Annotated in this window: 20 protein-coding genes; 12 read left to right on the forward strand and 8 right to left on the reverse strand. The window is 72.0% G+C overall.

Annotation, left to right across the window (positions count from 1 at the left end; all coding sequences use genetic code 11):
- From QI554_RS20450 to QI554_RS20460, 3 genes are all read right to left on the reverse strand, one after another.
- The coding region (locus QI554_RS20450; RefSeq protein ID WP_281471595.1) for an ATP-binding cassette domain-containing protein at positions 1–262 on the reverse strand (262 nt) is incomplete at its 3' end.
- A 73-nt stretch (positions 263–335) separates the two neighbouring features.
- Complete coding sequence (locus QI554_RS20455) at positions 336–1,535, reverse strand: polyamine ABC transporter substrate-binding protein (protein ID WP_281471680.1); 1,200 nt, start codon at positions 1,533–1,535, stop codon at positions 336–338.
- Between the two features lie 532 nt (positions 1,536–2,067).
- Positions 2,068–2,886 carry a serine hydrolase domain-containing protein gene (locus QI554_RS20460; RefSeq protein ID WP_281471596.1) on the reverse strand — a complete coding sequence of 273 codons (819 nt, stop codon included), beginning with the start codon at positions 2,884–2,886 and terminating at the stop codon, positions 2,068–2,070.
- A gap of 69 nt (positions 2,887–2,955) precedes the next feature.
- Here QI554_RS20460 and QI554_RS20465 point away from each other — a divergent pair, with 69 nt between their 5' ends.
- Positions 2,956–3,477, forward strand: coding sequence for an arsenate reductase/protein-tyrosine-phosphatase family protein (locus tag QI554_RS20465; RefSeq protein WP_281471597.1), 522 nt, complete (start codon positions 2,956–2,958; stop codon positions 3,475–3,477).
- A gap of 103 nt (positions 3,478–3,580) precedes the next feature.
- Here the strand turns inward: QI554_RS20465 and QI554_RS20470 are convergent, their stop codons facing one another.
- Positions 3,581–4,009, reverse strand: coding sequence for a (4Fe-4S)-binding protein (locus QI554_RS20470; protein WP_281471598.1), 429 nt, complete (start codon positions 4,007–4,009; stop codon positions 3,581–3,583).
- The gene (locus QI554_RS20475) at positions 4,006–4,167 is read right to left on the reverse strand and encodes a hypothetical protein (protein WP_281471599.1); all 162 of its coding nucleotides are present in this window, start codon (positions 4,165–4,167) and stop codon (positions 4,006–4,008) included. Before QI554_RS20475 ends, QI554_RS20470 begins: the two co-directional genes overlap by 4 nt.
- Before the next feature lie 105 nt (positions 4,168–4,272).
- On the opposite strand from QI554_RS20475, the gene QI554_RS20480 reads away from it, so the two are divergent.
- The 3 genes from QI554_RS20480 to QI554_RS43400 all read left to right on the forward strand — a co-directional run bounded on the left by QI554_RS20480 (position 4,273) and on the right by QI554_RS43400 (position 7,152).
- Positions 4,273–5,103: an SDR family NAD(P)-dependent oxidoreductase gene (locus QI554_RS20480; protein WP_281471600.1), complete on the forward strand. Its 831-nt coding sequence runs from the start codon at positions 4,273–4,275 to the stop codon at positions 5,101–5,103.
- 141 nt (positions 5,104–5,244) lie between these two features.
- A complete protein-coding gene (locus tag QI554_RS20485; RefSeq protein WP_281471601.1) occupies positions 5,245–5,931 on the forward strand; it encodes a restriction endonuclease in 687 nt (228 codons plus the stop codon).
- A gap of 111 nt (positions 5,932–6,042) precedes the next feature.
- Positions 6,043–7,152: an FAS1-like dehydratase domain-containing protein gene (locus QI554_RS43400; RefSeq protein WP_343230799.1), complete on the forward strand. Its 1,110-nt coding sequence runs from the start codon at positions 6,043–6,045 to the stop codon at positions 7,150–7,152.
- Positions 7,153–7,190: 38 nt separating this feature from the next.
- Here QI554_RS43400 and QI554_RS20500 read toward each other — a convergent pair whose 3' ends face one another.
- On the reverse strand, positions 7,191–7,418 hold the full coding sequence (locus QI554_RS20500) for an FmdB family zinc ribbon protein (RefSeq protein WP_281471602.1): 228 nt from the start codon (positions 7,416–7,418) through the stop codon (positions 7,191–7,193).
- Between the two features lie 191 nt (positions 7,419–7,609).
- Here QI554_RS20500 and adh point away from each other — a divergent pair, with 191 nt between their 5' ends.
- From adh to QI554_RS20515, 3 genes are all read left to right on the forward strand, one after another.
- Positions 7,610–9,127, forward strand: coding sequence for an aldehyde dehydrogenase (adh, locus tag QI554_RS20505; RefSeq protein ID WP_281471603.1), 1,518 nt, complete (start codon positions 7,610–7,612; stop codon positions 9,125–9,127).
- 14 nt (positions 9,128–9,141) lie between these two features.
- On the forward strand, positions 9,142–9,525 hold the full coding sequence (locus tag QI554_RS20510; protein WP_281471604.1) for a DUF779 domain-containing protein: 384 nt from the start codon (positions 9,142–9,144) through the stop codon (positions 9,523–9,525).
- 263 nt (positions 9,526–9,788) lie between these two features.
- On the forward strand, positions 9,789–10,931 hold the full coding sequence (locus QI554_RS20515) for a steroid 3-ketoacyl-CoA thiolase (RefSeq protein WP_281471605.1): 1,143 nt from the start codon (positions 9,789–9,791) through the stop codon (positions 10,929–10,931).
- A gap of 282 nt (positions 10,932–11,213) precedes the next feature.
- Here the strand turns inward: QI554_RS20515 and QI554_RS20520 are convergent, their stop codons facing one another.
- The gene (locus QI554_RS20520) at positions 11,214–12,278 is read right to left on the reverse strand and encodes an MBL fold metallo-hydrolase (RefSeq protein ID WP_281471606.1); all 1,065 of its coding nucleotides are present in this window, start codon (positions 12,276–12,278) and stop codon (positions 11,214–11,216) included.
- A gap of 242 nt (positions 12,279–12,520) precedes the next feature.
- Here QI554_RS20520 and QI554_RS20525 point away from each other — a divergent pair, with 242 nt between their 5' ends.
- Together QI554_RS20525 and QI554_RS20530 are read left to right on the forward strand one after the other, a co-directional pair.
- Positions 12,521–13,978 carry an aldehyde dehydrogenase gene (locus QI554_RS20525; RefSeq protein ID WP_281471607.1) on the forward strand — a complete coding sequence of 486 codons (1,458 nt, stop codon included), beginning with the start codon at positions 12,521–12,523 and terminating at the stop codon, positions 13,976–13,978.
- Between the two features lie 102 nt (positions 13,979–14,080).
- On the forward strand, positions 14,081–14,311 hold the full coding sequence (locus QI554_RS20530; protein WP_281471682.1) for a ferredoxin: 231 nt from the start codon (positions 14,081–14,083) through the stop codon (positions 14,309–14,311).
- A 119-nt stretch (positions 14,312–14,430) separates the two neighbouring features.
- Here the strand turns inward: QI554_RS20530 and QI554_RS20535 are convergent, their stop codons facing one another.
- Complete coding sequence (locus QI554_RS20535) at positions 14,431–15,114, reverse strand: TetR family transcriptional regulator (protein ID WP_281471608.1); 684 nt, start codon at positions 15,112–15,114, stop codon at positions 14,431–14,433.
- Between the two features lie 183 nt (positions 15,115–15,297).
- On the opposite strand from QI554_RS20535, the gene QI554_RS20540 reads away from it, so the two are divergent.
- From QI554_RS20540 to QI554_RS20550, 3 genes are all read left to right on the forward strand, one after another.
- On the forward strand, positions 15,298–16,629 hold the full coding sequence (locus tag QI554_RS20540; protein ID WP_281471609.1) for a glycosyltransferase family 4 protein: 1,332 nt from the start codon (positions 15,298–15,300) through the stop codon (positions 16,627–16,629).
- Positions 16,630–16,733: 104 nt separating this feature from the next.
- Complete coding sequence (locus QI554_RS20545) at positions 16,734–17,480, forward strand: class I SAM-dependent methyltransferase (RefSeq protein WP_281471610.1); 747 nt, start codon at positions 16,734–16,736, stop codon at positions 17,478–17,480.
- Between the two features lie 53 nt (positions 17,481–17,533).
- On the forward strand, positions 17,534–18,613 hold the full coding sequence (locus QI554_RS20550; protein WP_281471683.1) for a prenyltransferase/squalene oxidase repeat-containing protein: 1,080 nt from the start codon (positions 17,534–17,536) through the stop codon (positions 18,611–18,613).
- Positions 18,614–18,733 lie beyond the last annotated feature (120 nt).

An 18,733-nucleotide genomic window follows, 5' to 3' on the forward strand; every position in this document is an offset into this window, starting at 1 on the left:
ACACCGTGTTGACCGGGCGCTTGTACGGCGGCAGCCCCGTCACGTCCGCACCACCGATCAGCACCTGACCCGACGACGGCTCCTCCAACCCCGCGATCATCCGCAGCGTCGTCGTCTTCCCGCACCCCGAAGCGCCCAGCAGCGCGAAGAACGAGCCTTCGGGGACGGTCAGATCCATCGGGTGGACGGCGGTGAACGCGCCGAACCGCTTGCTGAGGCCCGCGAGTTCGACCCTGCCCGCGTGCCGCGCCTGTTCGCTCATGCTGATCCTTGGCCTTGGTGGTCCGGGGAGCTGGGCGGGGGCCCGGGTGCGGGCCCCCGCGTGCGTGGTCGGCTCAGGCGCCGGTGAGCTTGCTGAACATCGCCTCGTACCGGCTCTCCTCCTCCTCGGTGAGCGACCGGAAAGCGTGCGCCTTCGCCGTAGTCTCCGCGGAGGGCAGCACGAGCTGGTTGTCCGCCATCGTCGGGTCCAGCTTGAGGAGTTCGTCCCGGACACCGGAGACCGGCGAGATGTAGTTGATCGACGCGGTCAGCTGCGCGGCGATGGCCGGCTGGTAGTAGAAGTTGATGAGCTTCTCGGCGTTCGCCTTGTGCTGCGCCTTGATCGGCACCAGCATCTCGTCGGTCCCGGTGGCGTAACCGTGGTCCGGGATCACGAACTTCACATCCGGCGAGTCCTTGCGGATCTGGATCAGGTCGCCCGACCAGGCCAGGCACGCGGCGATGTCACCGGACTGCAGCTCCTGCGCGTAGTCGTTGCCGGTGAAGCGGCGGATCTGCTGGTTGTCGACGGCCTTCTGGATCTTGTCGATGGCCGCCTTGTAGTCGTCGTCGTTGAACGACTCGGTCTTCTTGCCCATCGAGAGCATCACCATGCCGACGGTGTCGCGCATTTCGGTGAGCAGCGCGACCTTGCCCTTGAGCTGCGGGGCGGTCAGCAGGTCCTCGACCGACTTGGGCTCGTAGCCGTTGGTGGCCTTGGCGTTGTACGCGATCAGGGTGGCGAGCTGCGTCCACGGGTAGGCGTACGACCGGGTCGGGTCCCATGTGTTGCCCATGAACCGCTTGTCGAGGTTCTTCTGCGCGTCGGGCAGGTTGGTGGGGTCGAGCTTCTGCACGTACGCGAGGCGGATCATCTTCGCGGCCAGCCAGTCGGTGAGCACGATCAGGTCGCGCTTGGTGTCCTGGCCCTTGGCCAGCTGCGGCTGGATCTTCGCGAAGAACTCGTTGTTGTCGTTGATGTCTTCGGTGTACTTGACGCTCAGGCCGGTGGCCTTCGTGAACGCGTCGAGGGTCGGGTGCTTGTTCTCGTCCTTCTCGTCGACGTCGATGTAGAGCGGCCAGTTGGAGAAGACGACGTCCGAACCGCCGCCCCCGCCGCTGTCGTCGCCGCACGCCGTCAAAAGCCCGCCGCCCGCGACGACGAGGCCGGCCGCGGCGGTGCCGCGGAGCATCGTGCGGCGCGATATCGCGGACGCCTGCTCCGCCCTCGCCGTGCGGGCGCGGCGCAGCGCGGCACCGCGCCCGGTGGTCATGGTGCGGATCGCGGCGGCGCGTACGTGCGACGGCATCCGCTCCAGGGCGGCCGCGAACTCCGGGCCGAGGTCGGGCGCTTGCCCGCCGGAAAGTGGGCGCTGGAACGGGGAACCGGAGCTGAAGTCCTGGGAGTTCATGCGGCGGACCTCCTGGAAAGCGCGATGCGAGCGCGCGGCGGGGCACAGGGGTGCTGGGCGAAGGGCGTGCGCGGGCGAGACGGGCGAGCGCGGGCAAGGCGGAGGAACGGGAACCGGGTTCGCGGGCCCGACGTCTCGGAAGTGCGGGCCCGGTTCCGCTAGGGCATGAACGATTCCGGCACGGGATCGCACGGGCAATGGACACCTTGTCAATTTCGATCAGGGAAATTGACGATGTGTCACATAAGTCGGCGCAGGTCAGCGCCCATGTAGGGATACATCAGGAAATTCCGACGCCGCTGAAACGGCCTGGTGGGTTGGCCGGCCGCCGGATCGTTATATGACTGATTCGCGTGCGCGTGGGCCCCGCCGGACGACCAAACGGCCGGGCGGGCTAGCCGAGTTCGGCGAGCACGGCGTCGCTGAACGGCGGCCAGTGCTCGACCGCCCACGGCCCGAAGTCGCGGTCGGCCAGCGCGACGGCCGCGGCGCCCGCCGCGGGGTCGACCCACAGGAACGTGCCGCGCTGCCCGAAGTGCCCGAAGGTCGCGGGGGAGTTCTTCAGGCCGGTCCAGTGCGGGGACTTGGTGCAGCGGATCTCGAAGCCGAGGCCCCAGTCGTTGGGGCGCTGCAGCCCGTACCCCGGCACGACGCCGTCGAGACCGGGGAACGCCACCGAGGTCGCCTCCGCGACGGTCTCCGGGGCGAGCAGCTTCGGCGCCATCAGCTCGGCGGCGAACCGGGCGAGGTCGGCGACGGTCGACACGGCGCCGGCGGCGGGCGACTCGTCCCGGTCCAGGCGGGTGTCGGCCATGCCGAGCGGCCGGAAGACCGCCTCGTTGAGGTAGACCGGGAAGGGGATGCCGCAGTTCTCCTCGACGTGCCGGGCGAGCACCTCGAACCCGGCGTTCGAGTAGATGCGCCTCTCGCCCGGACGGGCCATCACCCGCTCGTGGTCGAACGCGTACCCGGCGGTGTGCGCCAGCAGGTGCCGCACCGTCGCGCCCTCGGGCCCGGCCGGCTCGTCGAGCTCGACCCCGCCCTCCTCGACCGCGACCAGCACCGCGTACGCCGTCAGCGGCTTGGTCACGGACGCCAGCCGGAACGGGTGGTCGACCGGCCCCCGGGTGCCGAGGACGGTCCCGTCGGCGCGCACCACCGCGGCGGCGGCGTTCGGGACGGGCCAGGAGTCGATCAGGCGCAGGCTTTCCACGGTGTCGAGCCTACGTGGCGGAGCGGGACGCCTTCCGCCCGGGCCGCGGCCACCGTCTAGCCTTCGGCTATGCCCACCTCGCCGCCCTCGCTGCTGTTCATCTGCACCGGCAACGCCACCCGCTCGGTGCTCGCCGGGGCGCTCGCGTCCGCCGCGCGGCCGGAGTGGCGGGTCCGGACGGCCGGCACCTTCGTCGTCGAGGGGCAGCCGGTCAGCTGGCGCACCCGGGAGGCGTTCACCGCGCTGGGCCTGACGGCGAACGGGCACCGCAGCACCCAGATGACCGCCGACCACGTCGCGGAGGCGGACGTGGTCGTGGCGCTGGCGTGCGAGCACGTCGCGTACGTCCGCCGGAACCACCCCGAGGCCGCCGCGAAGACCGTGACGCTGCACCGGCTCGCGGCGCACCTCCCGCCCGGGCCGCAGCCGCTGGCCGCCCGCGTCGCGGCCCTCGGCCCGGCCGGGGCCGACCTCGACCCGGGCTGGGAGGACGTCGAGGACCCCGGAGGCCACGAGGTCGACGCGTACCTGCGCTGCGCCGACGAGATCGCCGCGCTGATGCTGGTGGCCGTACCGCTGCTGGCCGGCTGAGCGACCTTCCCGGCCCGGCCCGACCGGCCCGACCGGCGCGGGGCATGGAAAACGGGCGTTCTCCCAGGGGGGAACGCCCGCGCCGGCGGTGCGGCGCCGCCGGCTACTTCCAGTCCTTGTCCTCCAGCAGGCAGTCGTTGCTGCCGTCGCAGTACGGCTGGTTACCGCTGCGCCCGCACCGGCACAGCGCCGCACGGATCTCGTGCTTGTGCTTGCCGTCCGGCGTCCGCAGCACCAGGTGCCCGCGGACCACGAACGGTCCGCCCGGCACCGCGGTGACCGTGGTCGGGTGCGTCGGGTCCTCGGGAGGACCGCCGGTCAGGGTGTAGTGCAGCGCCCCGCTGGGGCAGCGTGAGATCACCTCGGCGATCTCCTCCGGCGTGGCGCCCTGCGGGTCCACCCACGGCTTGCGGCTGGTGTCGAACACCTTGGGCAGCCCGCGGACGCACTCGCCGGAGTGCATGCAGCGGTGCGCGTCGAACGTCACGGTGACGTCCGTCGACTCGTAGACCTTGGGGTGCGATTCGCTCATGGCCGTGTCTCCGTCCTCGGCATCCCGTCGTCCGCGGTGCCTCCGGGGGCGCCGCCGGGCGGCCGGTCCGCGAACCGGCTGGGTTCGTCCGTGTGGGTGAACGCGGTCACCTGTTCGCCGACCATGTACTCGGCGTACCCGGACGTCCCGCCGTCCATTCGACCCCACCGGTCCGGTCCGCGCACCCCGACGCTTGACCTCGCAGGCCCCTCCGATAAACATGCCTGTATCTGACGGGTCGTCATATTCGGAGGCGATGGAGAGTGCTGAACCCGGAACCGCTGGCCGGCCGTGTCGCGATCGTCACGGGGGGTGGCGCGGGCATCGGGGGCGGCGTCTCCCGGCTGCTGGCCCGCGCGGGAGCGGTCGTCGTCCTCAACGACATCGACGCGGGATACGCCGAGGCCGCCGCGAAGGACATCGCCGAGGCGGGCGGCCGCGCGGTCACCGTGGTCGGCGACATCCGCGAGCCCGAGACCGTCGCCCGGCTGCGTGACGCGGCGCTCGCCGCCACCCCCGAGGGGCGCGTCGACGTGCTGGTCAACAACGTCGGCGACTACCGGCCCTCGTCGACCTTCCTGCGCAGCACCGAGGAGGACTGGGCCGCGTCGCACGCGATCAACTTCGAGCACGTGCTGCGCGTGACCCACGCGATCCTGCCGACCATGATCGAGGGAGGGGCCGGCAGCATCGTCAACGTCTCGACGGTCGAGGCGCTGCGCGGCATCCCCGGCTGCCCGGTGTACTCGGCGTACAACGCGGCGATCATCGCGTTCACCAAGAGCCTCGCCGTCGACGTCGGCCGCAAGGGCGTCCGGGTCAACTGCATCGCCCCGGACCTGGCGCAGACCCTCCAGACCCCGTACGAGGCCATGCTGCGCGGCCGCGACCCGAAGCTGATCGGCTCCTGGGTGCCGCTCGGCCGGTTCGGGGAGCCTGAGGACTACGCGCGCGTCGTGCTGTTCCTGGCCTCCGACGACTCGGCGTTCGTCACCGGGCACCTGATCCCCGTCGACGGCGGCACCACTGCGGCGAGCGGCTGGTACGGCAAGGCCGACGGGCGCGGGTGGACGAACCTGCCCGACCAGGCGTGAGCCCGCCCACGTTCCGGAAGTAAGGGAACCACCGGGCGATTTCGATCGTCAGGGCGGGTACAGACGGCGGTGACGGGCGCCGGCGCGGACGGGCCGTGCCGTCGGGCTCCCGCCGAAGGCGCGACCTAGGGGGCGGCAGGCATGGCACGGGGTGGCGACGGCACAGCGCGCGACGCGAGCGGGCGGTGGCGGTCGCCGGCCGGGCTGGTCCTGCTCGTGGCCGGCGTCGAGTTGCTCGTGTACGGCCTGTGGGCGGTGCTCAAGGGCGCCAAGGTGTCGCAGGACCCGTACGACCTCCGGCTGTGCGCAGGCGGCGGCGTGCTGCTCGCGGTGCTCGTGTGGTGGCTCGTGTACCGCCGGCCGCGCGGCGCGGCCCGCCCGTCGCGCGCGGTCGGCGACCGGGCGGCCCGGGTCGCGCTCCAGCGCCTCGACCGCATGGACCCGGCGCGGCTCGCCGAGCACGTCGCCGAGCTGTGCCGGCGGGACGCGGCGAGCGAGGTGGCCACCTCCCGCGTCCAGGACGACGCCTACTCCGTCGACGTCACGGCCTCGTCGGCGACCGGCACCCGCCTGGTCGTGCGCTGCCGGAGCGTGTCCGGCGCCTCGACGGTCACCGGCGACGCCGTCGAGCGCTTCGCCGAGGCGGAGGAGCACGCCGACCGGGTCCGCATACTGGCGACCACCGGAGGCACGTTCTCGCCGCGGGCCCGCGACCGCGCCGCCGACGCGGTGACGCTGCTCGACCGCCGCGCGCTGGCCCGCTGGGACCTGGCGGAGGAGATCCCGGACGCGCTGGCCGCCGAGGCCGTGGACTCGGCCGCCCGCTGACGTCGGCCGAGCGGGCCCCGGTGCGGAACCGCCGTTAACCCTTGCTTCTGTCAAGCACATCGGTAGGGTGTGCGGCGGAACCGGCGATCGTGGGGAAGCCAGGGGGTGGGCATGACGGCCGACACGCTCGAGGGCGCGACGGACGGCACCGTCGAACTCGACGCGATGCTGCAGGACTGCGTCGCCCAGGGCACCGCGTCCGCAGTGCGCGCGCGATACGCGGTCAACGCCCCCATGCTCGACATCTGGGCCGACGCGCTCGGCGACCCCAACCCGGTCTACCGCGACCCGGCCGCCGCCGAGGCGACCGGCCGCCCCGGCGTCGTCGCCCCGCCGACCATGGTGCAGGCCTGGACGATGCCGCAACTCCCGGCGCTGGCAGCCACGTTGCCCCAGGTGCCGGGGTACGCGCCGTACCTGGGCGGCGCCACGGCCTCCGCGAAGGACGGCGACGCGCCCGTCAACCCGGCTGCGGCCGTCCACCGCCTGCTCACCGCCCACGGCTACACGGCACGCGCGGCGACCCACTGCCGCCAGCAGTACCACCGCGAGGCCGTGCTCGGCGACACGCTCAGCTGCGAGACCGTGCTCAGTACGGTGTCCCCGTGCAAGCGGACCGCGCTGGGGTACGGCTACTTCGTCACCACCCGCATGACGTTCCGCGACCAGCACGAGCGGAACGTGGCGACCGTCGACTGGACGGTGCTCTGCTTCCGGACCCCGGAAGCGGCCGCGGCCCCGGACGCGCCCGCCGCGACGGCTTCCGCGCGCGCCCAGGCGGCGCCGACCCCCGCGAGCGGCCGGACCTGCGCCCCGCGCGCCGAGGCGCCGCGGGTGGGCGACCGTACGGACGTGACCACGATCCCGATCACGCCGACGTTCGTGATCGCCACGGCGTTCGCGACCCAGGACTTCTACGCCGCGCACCACGACGCGGACTGGACGCGGTCGTCGCTCGGCCGCCCCGGCATCTTCACCAACATCCTGGCCACCACCGGCCTCGTCGGCGGCGTGGTCACCGACTGGGGCGGCCCGGCGACCCGGCTGCTGGAGGTCGACCTGCGCCTCCTCGCGCCGAACCACACGGGGGACACGCTCACCCTCACGGGCGAGGTCACCGCGGTGGACGGCGACGAGGTCACGCTCTCGGTCACGGGGACCAACGCGCTCGGCCCGCACGTCATCGCGACGGCGCGTGCCCAGGTGCCGGCCGCCGGATAAGGAGCGCGCCGCCGCGCCTCAGCCCGTCTCGGCGGCGGTCAGCCGCAGCAGCCGCCCCCGCAGCATCCCCCGCCGCCGCCCGCGGCCGGGCGCGGCGCGCTGATCGGGGCGGCACCGCCCGCGCGGGCGATGCCCACGGCCGACAGGAGCTTGACCGTGTCCTCGTGCCCGGCCGGGCACACGGCCGGGGCACCCGACTCGGACATCGGGCGGGAGACCGTGAAGGTGTCGCCACAGGCGCGGCAGCGGAACTCGTAGTTGGGCATGTCGCGAAGCGTACCCAGCGCCCGACGCGGCCGACAGGCGCGGGGCGGGCGTGCCCGGGCGCGTGTCCCGCGGATCAGTGCGCCCCGACAGCTGGTGTGATCACGTGACTACTACTAGTTTCGAGCAGGTATCTGAGGGTCGGTCACCGCCCTTGTGCGGTACGGCCTTTCGTGCGCGCCGAGGAGGTCACATGGTGTACCAGCGGCCGGGTCAGCCCGGGAGCCTCGTCAACTTCCAGGACAGGTACGACAACTTCATCGGCGGCAAGCAGGTGCCGCCGGTGCGTGGGCAGTACTTCCCCAACGTCTCGCCGGTGACCGGCCAGGTCTACTGCGAGGTGGCGCGGTCCACCGCCGAGGACATCGAGCTGGCGCTGGACGCGGCGCACGCCGCCGCCGACGGCTGGGGCCGCACCAGCACCACCGAGCGCTCGAACATCCTGCTGAAGATCGCCGACCGGATCGAGCGCAACCTCGAGAAGCTCGCGGTCGTCGAGACGTGGGACAACGGCAAGCCGATCCGCGAGACGCTGGCCGCCGACCTGCCGCTCGCGGTCGACCACTTCCGCTACTTCGCGGGTGCGATCCGGGCGCAGGAGGGATCGATCGCGCAGATAGACGACGACACGGTCGCCTACCACTTCCACGAGCCGCTCGGCGTCGTCGGGCAGATCATCCCGTGGAACTTCCCGATCCTGATGGCGGTGTGGAAGCTCGCGCCCGCGCTGGCGGCCGGCAACTGCGTGGTCCTCAAGCCGGCCGAGCAGACGCCGGTGGGGATCCTCGTCCTCATGGAGATGATCGCCGACCTGCTGCCGCCGGGCGTCGTCAACATCGTCAACGGCTTCGGCTTCGAGGCCGGCAAGCCGCTGGCGAGCAGCAAGCGGGTCGCGAAGGTCGCGTTCACCGGCGAGACCACGACCGGCCGGCTGATCATGCAGTACGCGAGCGAGAACATCATCCCGGTGACGCTCGAACTCGGCGGCAAGAGCCCGAACATCTTCTGCTCCGACGTGCTCGCGGCCGACGACGACTTCCTGGACAAGGCGGTCGAGGGCTTCGTGATGTTCGCGCTCAACCAGGGCGAGGTGTGCACCTGCCCGTCGCGCGCGCTCATCCAGGAGTCGATCTACGACGCGTTCATCGAGAAGGCCGTCGCGCGCACGCGGGCGATCGTGCAGGGCGACCCGCTGGACCCGGCGACGATGGTCGGCGCCCAGGCGTCCAACGACCAGCTGGAGAAGATCCTCTCCTACCTCGACATCGGCCGGCAGGAAGGCGCCGAGGTGCTCGTCGGCGGCAACCGGAAGACCGTGCCGGGCCTGGAGGAGGGCTACTACGTCGAGCCGACGATCTTCCGGGGCACGAACGAGATGCGGATCTTCCAGGAGGAGATCTTCGGCCCCGTGGTGTCGGTGACGACGTTCCGGGACGACGCCGAGGCGCTGCGCATCGCCAACGACACGCTGTACGGGCTCGGCGCGGGCGTCTGGACGCGCGACGCCACGCGCGCGTACCGCATGGGCCGCGAGATCAAGGCCGGCCGCGTGTGGACGAACTGCTACCACGCGTACCCCGCGCACGCGGCGTTCGGCGGCTACAAGGCGTCGGGCATCGGGCGCGAGACGCACAAGATGATGCTCGACCACTACCAGCAGACCAAAAACCTGCTGGTGAGCTACAGCGCCAAGAAGCTCGGCTTCTTCTAGGCCGGGGAGCGCCGATGGTCGAGAAGGTCGCCATCACCGCGGGTGCCGCCCGACTGGTGGACGAACTGGCGGAGCAGCACGGGCCGCTGATGTTCCATCAGAGCGGCGGGTGCTGTGACGGGTCGTCGCCCATGTGCTACCCGCGCGGCGAGTTCCGGGTGTCGGACGCGGACGTCTACCTGGGCGACGTGGCCGGCACGCCGTTCTACATCAGTGCCGCGCAGTACGCGTACTGGCGGCACACGCACCTGACGGTGGACGTGGTACCGGGCCGCGGCGGCGGGTTCTCGGTCGAGGCGCCGACCGGGTTCCGGTTCCTGATCCGGTCGAGGGTCTTCACCGACGCGGAGGCCGAGGAACTGGAGCGCGAGCCGGTGCGGACCGGTCCCGCCGGGTGACAGAGGTCATAGCCGGTCCGACGAGGGGTCGGACGGGGGCGTCGCGCGGTGCCGCGCGGCGCCCCCGTCCGGGTGCGGACTCCGGTGCGGTGAAACGTTTCTGACGGTGGTTCACGCCGACTGTGAAATGCCGCAAAACATGTCTTAGGGTCGGCTGACAGTCCGAAATGTTCCGTTATGTACGTGACTGTTTGGAGCATGTCAACCTCTTGTGCGGGTCCTCGGCGCGGGGTTAGAAACCCTCCACGACGAAAGGACCTGTCATGGCTGAACCCGTCATCGTTGAGGCAGTGCGGACGCCGATCGGCAAGCGGGGCGGCGCGCTGTCGGAACTGCACCCGACCGAGCTGCTGGGACAGACCTACCGCGAGCTGCTGGACCGCTCCGGCGCCCACGACGACCTCGTCGAGCAGGTCGTCGGCGGCTGCGTCACCCAGGCGGGGGAGCAGGCCGCCAACGTCACGCGCACCGCGTGGCTGGCGGCGGGCCTGCCGTACGACACCGGCGCCACCACCGTCGACGCCCAGTGCGGCTCCGGCCAGCAGGCCGCGCATCTGGTCGCCGGGCTCGTCGCGGGCGGCACGATCGACGTCGGAATCTCGTGCGGCGTCGAGTCCATGAGCCGCGTCCCGCTCGGCTCCGCGACGCAGGGGCCCGGCAGCCCCTACCCCGCGACGTGGGACATCGACCTGCCGACGCAGTACGAGGCCGCCGAGCGCATCGCCCGCAAGTACGGCGTCTCCCGCGAGGCCGCCGACGGGCTCGGCCTGCTCTCCCAGGAGCGGGCCCGCCAGGCCTGGAACAACCACCGCTTCAAGCACGAGACGTTCGGTGTCAAGGTCCCGGCCGGCGACGACGCCTTCCGCCTGGTCGAGGAGGACGAGGGGGTGCGCGGCACCTCCTTCGAGGCCCTCGCCGCGCTGCGCCCGGTCCTGCCCGGCGGCATCCACACGGCCGGCACCACGTCGCAGGTCTCCGACGGCGCGGCGGCGATCCTGTGGGCGTCGAAGAAGTCGGCGACGGCACTCGGCATGAGGCCGCGCGCCCGCGTCGTCGCCCAGGCCCTGGTCGGCTCCGACCCGTCCCTCAACCTGGACGGAGCCATTACGGCCACCCGCGCGGTCCTCGGCCGTGCGGGCATGAGCCTCGACGACATCGACCTGGTCGAGGTCAACGAGGCCTTCGCCGCGGTGGTGCTGGCCTGGACGAAGGCGTTCGCCGCGGACATGTCGAAGGTGAACGTCAACGGCGGCGCGCTGTCCCTCGGCCACCCGGTCGGCGCGACCGGCACCCGCCTGCTGGTCTCCGCGCTCCACGAACTCGAACGCAGCGACAAGGAGTTCGCCCTCATCGCCATGTGCGGCGGAGGCGGCCAGGCCACGGGCACGATCATCCAACGCCTGTAACCGAGCCGCGGGAGCGGACCCCAGGGCAGGCCCGCTCCCGCGCTCCCGCGCTCCCGCGCTCCCGCGCTCCCGCGCTCCCGCGCTCCCGCGCTCCCGCGCTCCCGCGCTCCCGCGCTCCCGCGCTCCCGCGCTCCCGCGCTCCCGCGCTCCCGCGCTCCCGCGCGGAGCGCGGGAGGCGGGGCCGCAGCGTGCTTTTGGCGGTGGGTAGTTGCGCTTTCGGGGTGGTGCGCGGCGCGCTGGCGCGCTCGCGCACTGTCGTTCCCCTCGCGGAGTGCGCCCTCGCTATGCCGTCGCGCCGTAGCGGATCGGGTCGTCGGTCGAGACCGCTCCCGCCTGGCCGCGTTTGACCAGGTGTCGGAGGTGGGCGGCGGCTTCGCTCAGGGCTATTTGGCGGTTCTGGACGCCCAGTTCGGACCAGGGGCGGTTCCAGTCCATGCCGACGGCGATCTCCCACAGCGTCAGCGGGGTCGCGGCCAGGCGTGCGTGGAGGGCGACGAGGCGCTCCTCGTGCAGTGCGGTGATCTCGGCGACGCGGGTGGGGGCGTCGGTGAAGATGTGCTGGTGGGCCGGCAGTACCTCGGTGATCGGCATCGCGGCGACCTTGGCCAGGGAGGCGAGGAAGTCGCCGAGCGGGTCGGCCTCGTCGGTGTCGTCGTACAGGCCGATGTGCGGTGTGATGCCGGGCAGCAGGTGGTCGCCGGACAGCAGACGTCCGGCGCGGTCGGGGCCGGTGCCGACGCCTTCCTCGAGGAACAGGCAGACGTGGCCCGGGGTGTGCCCGGGCGTCCACACGATCCGTACGTCGCGCCCGGCCACGTCGGCGAGTTCGCCGTGGACGAGGTTCCGGTCGGGGGTGGCCAGCCGGAACCGCGGCGAGACGACGCCGGAGGCCTTGCGGGTCGAGGTGAGCGCGTCCAGCGCCTCCTGCGGCGCGCCGGCCGCGCGCAGGACCTCGAGGTGGTGCTCCAGCCACCGCGACCGCGGCGAGGTGTTGATGAGCTCGACGTGCGCCGCGTCGGCCTCGTGCATCGCGACCCACGCGCCCGACGCCTCCACGACGGCGTAGGTGAGCCCGTGGTGGTCGGGGTGGTTGTGCGTCGCGATGACGCCGTGCACGTCGGCGAGCGAGGTGCCCATCGCGGTGAGCCCGGAGGTCAGCGCGGCGAGCGAGCGCGGGTCGTCCCAGCCGGCGTCGACCAGGACGGGGCCGCGGTCGCTCTCCAGGACGTAGACGAGCGTGTTCCCGAGCGGGTTGTCGGGGATCGGTACGGGGATCGTCCACACCCCGCCGCCGAGGTCCGTGACGGCGCTGTCGATTGACGTCTCGTCAGGTTCCGTGGCCGTCATCGCGCCCTCCCGGATCGGTGCACTGTGCACGGTTCGCCCTCGCAATATAATTGACGAGGTCTAGTAAAAGTCGACGGGGTGTCGGGCGTCATTCTCCCGGGACGTCCGTCCGGAGCGGGACTCCGGGTGAGACTCCAGTCTCATCCGGGGCCCGAATCCGTTGTTCCCGCACTCCGGAACTGATATCTGTTCTACTGCGGAGGCGTGGTCGGAAACGCCCGGCGGACAACGAGGAGGACCAGGTGACGGACGTCCTGGAGTACGGCCAACTGTTCATCGACGGGCACCTCGTCGACCCGGCCGGGTCGGACGTGATCGAGGTCGTCTCGCCCCACACCGAGCAGGTCATCGGGCGCGTGCCGCACGCCGCCAAGGAAGACGTCGACCGCGCCGTCGCCGCCGCGCGCCGCGCCTTCGACGAGGGCCCCTGGCCGCGCATGGCGCTCGAGGAGCGCCTGGAGATCGTCGGGCGCATCAAGGACGCGTTCATGACGCGTTACGACGAGATCGCGCGCCTGATCAGCTCCGAGAACGGCTCGCCGTACTCGTGGAGCATCTTCGCCCAGTCGATGGGCGCCGGCATGCTGTACGACTCGGCCATCAACGCGGCCCGCGCCTTCCCGTTCGAGGAGAAGCGCGCCGGCGTGCTCAACCCGCTGCTGGTCCGCAAGGAGGCGGTCGGCGTCGTCGCGGCCGTCGTGCCGTGGAACGTCCCGCAGTTCGTGACGGCCGCCAAGCTCGGCCCGGCGTTCGCGTCCGGCTGCACCGTGGTGCTCAAGCCGTCCCCCGAGACGCCGCTCGACGCCTACCTCCTCGCGGACATATGCAAGGAGGCCGGCCTCCCGGACGGCGTCCTCAACATCGTCCCGGCCGACCGCGAGGTCAGCGAGTACCTCGTCGGCCACCCGGACATCGACAAGGTCGCGTTCACCGGCTCGGTCAACGCCGGCAAGCGCATCATGGAGGTCGCGGCCCGCAACCTCACGCGCGTCACGCTCGAACTCGGCGGCAAGTCCGCGGCGATCATCCTCCCGGACGCCGACCTCGAGCACACCGTCACGACGCTCATGCCGAACTCGTTCATGAACAACGGCCAGGCGTGCGTCGCGCAGACCCGCATCCTGGTGCCGCGCGGCCGCTACGACGAGATCTCCGAGCGCATCGCCGCCTGGGTCTCCGAACTGGTCGTCGGCGACCCGCTGGACGCCGCCACCCAGGTCGGCCCGCTGGTCGCGCGCCGCCAGCAGCAGCGCTCGCTCGACTACATCCGCATCGGCCAGGACGAGGGCGCCAAGGTGCTCACCGGCGGCGGCCGCCCCGAGTCGCAGCCCACCGGCTGGTACGTCGAGCCCACGCTGTTCGGCGACGTCGACAACTCCATGCGGATCGCGCAGGAGGAGATCTTCGGCCCGGTCGTGTGCCTGCTGCCGTACGGCGACGAGGCGGACGCCGTGAAGATCGCCAACGACTCGGAGTTCGGCCTGTCCGGCAGCGTCTGGACGCAGGACGTCGAGCGCGGCATCGACATCGCGCGCCAGGTCCGCACCGGCACGTACTCGGTCAACACGTACGGTGTGGACTTCAACGGCCCGTTCGGCGGGTTCAAGAACTCCGGCATCGGCCGCGAGTTCGGCCCCGAGGGCCTGGCCGCCTACCTGGAGAGCAAGTCGATCGCGCTCCCGAAGGACTACCAGGCCTGACCGCGGGCAGCCCGCACCCGTACGGCACGATCCGCACGACCGGAACGACGGCATCGCGCAAGAACGAGCATGACGACCCAGAACGAAGAGGTGGCAACTCCCATGGCCGACAAGTGGCGCGTCGAGGTCGACCGCAGCGTCTGCATCGGATCGGGCATGTGCATCGGCAGCGCGCCCGATGACTTCAAGCTCGACGCCGCCCGGCAGTCGCACCCGCGCCTGGAGATCCTGGACGCGTCCGACGGCATCATGGAGGCCGCCGAGAGCTGCCCCGTCGAGGCGATCAGCATCGTGAACGCGGAGACCGGCGAGACGCTGTTCCCGCCCGCCTGACGGCCCCCGCGGCCGTGCAACGGCGCTGAACGAGGGGCGGGTTCCGGGCTGTGGTCGCCCGGGGCCCGCCTCCGCCGTGTGCCCGCCGGGGCGCCTGGCCGCGCCCCGGTCGACACGTGTCACTCGCCGCGCGTGTCCTCCGCGGCGGCCCGCGCCGCGGCCGCGGCCGGCTCCTCGTCGGGGATCAGCCGGGCGACGGTCTCGATGTCCAGGCGCACCTGGGCGATCGACGCGCGGCCGTTGAGCCACGAGATCAGCGACGAGTGCCAGGTGTGCGTGATCACCCGGATCACCGCCAGCTCCTCGGTGCTGGGCTCGACCGACAGGTCCTCGTGGATGGCGTCGAGGATCATCTCGGTGGTGATCCGGCTCACCCCGTCGACCTCGGCGGACACCGAGCGGTCGGCGAACTGCAGCGCGCGCATCATCGCCTCGGTCAGGTGCGGCTCGCGCTGCATGCCGCGGAACGCGCGCAGCAGCGTGTCGACGACGCGGTCGCGCGGCGGCAGGCCCTTGTTGGGCTTGCGGCGCAGCTGGCCGCCGAGTTGCTCGAGCTGGTCGTACATCGTCGCGACCAGCAGGTGCACCTTCGAGGGGAAGTACCGGTACAGCGTTCCGAGGGCGACCTCGGACAGCTCGGCGACCTCCCGCATCTGCACCGCGTCGTAGCCGCCCTGCGCGGCGAGCCGGGTCGTGGCGCGCAGGATCCTGCGTCTGCGGGCCTCCTGGCGCTCGGTGAGCGGCGCGCCCGCTGCCTTCGTGTACGTCGTCATCATCCGCCCGTCTGTCGTCGTCCTGGGCATGCCGGACACTGGTGTTCACCTGACTGCACTTCAGATACGGCCGTGGCGTGTGTTACGGGTCACGCCGTGGCCTGTGTGGCCGGTGCCCGGCGGTATCTTGCAGGTTCCGACGGGCCAATATTGAAACTCGTTCTAGATTACGCGACTACTATGCTCCGCCAAGAGCGTCGAAGGGGGCCATTCGTGATACGGGAGACCGTGGCGGCCGCGCAGACCCCGGCCACCGCCGTGCCTTCCGCAGCGGATCGGCCGCTCAGAATCGCCCTTCTGGCGTACCGGGGCGACCCGTTCTGCGGCGGCCAGGGCGTGTACGTGCGCCACCTGTCGCGGGAGCTCGCCCGGCTCGGCCACCACGTCGAGGTGATCACCGGACCGCCGTACGCCGTCGTCGACGACGTCCCCGGCAACCCGGTCAAGCTCACCAAGCTGCCGAGCCTGGACCTGTACCGCGAGCCCGACCCGTTCCGGATGCCCGCGCTGCGCGAGTACCGCGACTGGATCGACGTCCTCGAGGTCGGCGGCATGCTCGCGGCCGGCTTCCCCGAGCCGCTGACGTTCTCCCTGCGCGCCGCCCGCCACCTGCGCGGCCGCCGCGACGAGTTCGACGTCGTGCACGACAACCAGACCCTCGGCTACGGCCAGCTGGCGCTGCCCCGCATGGGCTTCCCGCTCGTCACCACGATCCACCACCCCATCACCGTGGACCGCGGCCTCGAACTCGCCGAGGCCACCACGCTGCGCCGCAAGATCACGCTGCGCCGCTGGTACGGCTTCACCACGATGCAGAAGCGCGTCTCGGCCCGCCTCCCCGAGGTGGTCACCGTCTCCGGCTCCTCGAAGGCCGAGATCGTCGAGCACCTGGGCGTCTCGCCGTCCCGGGTCAAGGTCATCCACGTCGGCGCCGACACCGAGCTGTTCTCGCCGAGCGACGCGGTCGCCAAGGTGCCCGGCCGCATCGTCACCACGGCGAGCGCCGACGTGCCGCTCAAGGGCCTCATCTACCTCGTCGAGGCACTCGCCAAGCTGCGCACCGAGCGCGACGCCGAACTGGTCGTCGTCGGCAAGCCGCGCCCGGACGGGCCGGTCATGAAGGCCATCGACCGGCTCGGCCTCACCGGCGCCGTGCGCTTTGTGAGCGACCTCACCGACGCCGAACTGGTCGACCTGGTCCGCAGCGCCGAGGTGGCGTGCGTACCCTCGCTGTACGAAGGCTTCTCGCTGCCCGCCGCCGAGGCCATGAGCTGCGGCACCGCGCTGGTGGCCAGCACCGGCGGGGCGATCCCCGAGGTGGCCGGCCCGGACGGCGAGACGTGTCTCGCGGTGCCGCCCGGCGACGCCGAGGCACTGCGCGTCGCGCTCGGCCGGCTGCTCGACGACGCCGACCTGAGAGCCCGGCTGGCCGCCGCCGGCCGCGCCCGCGTCCTCGAGCACTTCACGTGGCGCAACGCGGCCGCCAGGACCGCAGAGCGCTACCGCGCGGCCATCGAGGCGGCCGGCGCCAAGCGCGGCGCCTGACCGGCCGGCACCGCCGACCCCCACCGCATCGCACCACCCGCAGCAGCACGCGCTGTACCCCCGCAGTACCGCAGCAGTACCGCACAGGAGACGGAGCCGCCGACTTGCTCACCGTGGATTTCTCACGCTTTCCGCTAGCGCCGGGGGACCGGGTCCTGGACCTCGGCGCCGGCGGCGGCCGTCACTCCTTCGAGGCGTTCCGGCGCGGCGCCGACGTCGTCGCGCTGGACCGCAACCAGAAGGACGTGCGCGAGGTCAACGCGCTGTTCGCGGCCATGGCCGAGGCGGGCGAGGCGCCCGAGGGCGCCAACGCGATCGCGATAGAGGGCGACGCCCTCGCGCTGCCGTTCCCGGACGACAGCTTCGACCGCGTCATCATCTCCGAGGTCCTCGAGCACATCCCCGACGACAAGGGCGTGCTCGCCGAGATCTTCCGGGTCCTCAAGCCCGGCGGGCTCGCCGCGATGACCGTGCCGCGCTACGGGCCCGAGAAGGTGTGCTGGGCGCTCTCCGACGCCTACCACGAGGTCGAGGGCGGCCACATCCGCATCTACCGCGGCCACGAGCTCGTCGAGCGCGTCGAGGCGGCCGGCTTCGAGCAGTACGCGGAGCACTTCACGCACGCGCTGCACTCGCCGTACTGGTGGATCAAGTGCGCGGTGGGCGTCGACAACGACAAGGCGCTGCCGGTGCGGGCGTACCACAAGCTCCTGGTGTGGGACATCATGAAGGCTCCCAAGGCCACCCGCTGGGCCGAGAAGGCGCTCAACCCGCTCATCGGCAAGAGCTACGTCGTGTACGCCGTCAAGCCGCGCGACCGTGCGGACGCCAAGTCAGAGGTGGCGGCGTGAGCCGCCGCGGGGCCCACGGGGGCACGGGCCGGGAGTCACTCGAACTCCTCGCCCTGGACGGGGTCCTGACGGTTGATCAGATCGCCCGCACGGTCGACGGCATCGCCTCGGTCCAGCGGCCGGACGGATCGATCCCGTGGTTCGTCGGCGGGCACCTGGACCCGTGGGACCACACCGAGGCGGCGATGGCCCTCGACCTGGCCGGGCGCCACGACCTCGCCGAACGCGCGTACCGCTGGCTGGCGTCGCGGCAGAACCCCGACGGGTCCTGGTACGCCGCGTACACCGACGGCCTGGTGACGGACCACAACAAGGAGGCCAACTTCACCGCGTACCTCGCGGTCGGCCTGTGGCACCACCATCTGCTCACCGGCGACGAGGAGTTCCTCGTTCGCATGTGGCCGCACCTGAAGTCGGCCACCCAGTTCATCCTCGACCTCCAGGCGCCCGGCGGCGAGATCCGCTGGAAGCGCGAGGCCGACGGCACGCCGGTCAACGACGCGCTGCTGACCGGCTCGTCGAGCATGTACCAGGCGCTGCGCTGCGCGCTGGCGGTCGCCGACCACCTCGGCGAACCGCAGCCCGACTGGGAGCTCGCCACCGGCCGGCTCGGCCACGCCGTCGTCGCGCACCCGGAGCGGTTCCTCGACAAGAACCGCTACTCGATGGACTGGTACTACCCGGTCCTCGGCACCGCGCTGCGCGGCGAGGCCGCCGAGGCGCGCATCGCCGAGCACTGGGACACCTTCGTCGTCCCGGGCCTCGGCGCGCGGTGCGTCTCCGACCGCCCGTGGGTCACCGGTGCCGAGAGCTGCGAACTGGCCATCGCCCTGTGGGCGTTGGGGCAGAGCGACCGCGCCGTCGAGATCGTCTCGTGGATGCAGCGGCTGCGGCACGAGGACGGCCTCTACTGGACGGGCTACGTCTTCGAGGACGACGCGATCTGGCCCGAGGAGCGCACCGCGTGGACGGCCGGCGCGATGATCCTGGCCACCGCCGTCCTGGGCGGCGAGCCGGCCACCACCACGGTGTTCGGCGGCGAGGACGGCGGCTACGGCGAGACGGGCCTGCCGATCGGCCTCGCCCCGGGCGAGGTGCGCTGCGGTTCGGAGCTGTGCGTCGAGTCGGGCTGACGCCGACGCCGGCGTGAACGGGTGGGGCGGGCCGTGCGGCCCGCCCTTTTCCGTCGGCGCGGCACACGGAGACCTCGCAGGTGGGGGCGGGTCGGATTGTGCGTATCCCACGTTTGCGAA

Source organism: Yinghuangia seranimata, assembly GCF_029953285.1.
Classification (GTDB): Bacteria; Actinomycetota; Actinomycetes; order Streptomycetales; family Streptomycetaceae; genus Yinghuangia; species Yinghuangia seranimata.

Coding starts and splice junctions, on each gene's coding strand:
- QI554_RS20535 (WP_281471608.1), bottom strand. CDS start 15,114: ATGCCCAGGACGACGACAGACGGGCGGATGATGACGACGTACACGAAG.
- QI554_RS20485 (WP_281471601.1), top strand. CDS start 5,245: ATGGCACGGGGTGGCGACGGCACAGCGCGCGACGCGAGCGGGCGGTGG.
- QI554_RS20465 (WP_281471597.1), top strand. CDS start 2,956: ATGCCCACCTCGCCGCCCTCGCTGCTGTTCATCTGCACCGGCAACGCC.
- QI554_RS43400 (WP_343230799.1), top strand. CDS start 6,043: ATGACGGCCGACACGCTCGAGGGCGCGACGGACGGCACCGTCGAACTC.
- QI554_RS20520 (WP_281471606.1), bottom strand. CDS start 12,278: ATGACGGCCACGGAACCTGACGAGACGTCAATCGACAGCGCCGTCACG.
- QI554_RS20455 (WP_281471680.1), bottom strand. CDS start 1,535: ATGACCACCGGGCGCGGTGCCGCGCTGCGCCGCGCCCGCACGGCGAGG.
- QI554_RS20475 (WP_281471599.1), bottom strand. CDS start 4,167: ATGGACGGCGGGACGTCCGGGTACGCCGAGTACATGGTCGGCGAACAG.
- QI554_RS20530 (WP_281471682.1), top strand. CDS start 14,081: ATGGCCGACAAGTGGCGCGTCGAGGTCGACCGCAGCGTCTGCATCGGA.
- QI554_RS20470 (WP_281471598.1), bottom strand. CDS start 4,009: ATGAGCGAATCGCACCCCAAGGTCTACGAGTCGACGGACGTCACCGTG.
- QI554_RS20510 (WP_281471604.1), top strand. CDS start 9,142: ATGGTCGAGAAGGTCGCCATCACCGCGGGTGCCGCCCGACTGGTGGAC.
- adh (WP_281471603.1), top strand. CDS start 7,610: ATGGTGTACCAGCGGCCGGGTCAGCCCGGGAGCCTCGTCAACTTCCAG.
- QI554_RS20500 (WP_281471602.1), bottom strand. CDS start 7,418: ATGCCCAACTACGAGTTCCGCTGCCGCGCCTGTGGCGACACCTTCACG.
- QI554_RS20515 (WP_281471605.1), top strand. CDS start 9,789: ATGGCTGAACCCGTCATCGTTGAGGCAGTGCGGACGCCGATCGGCAAG.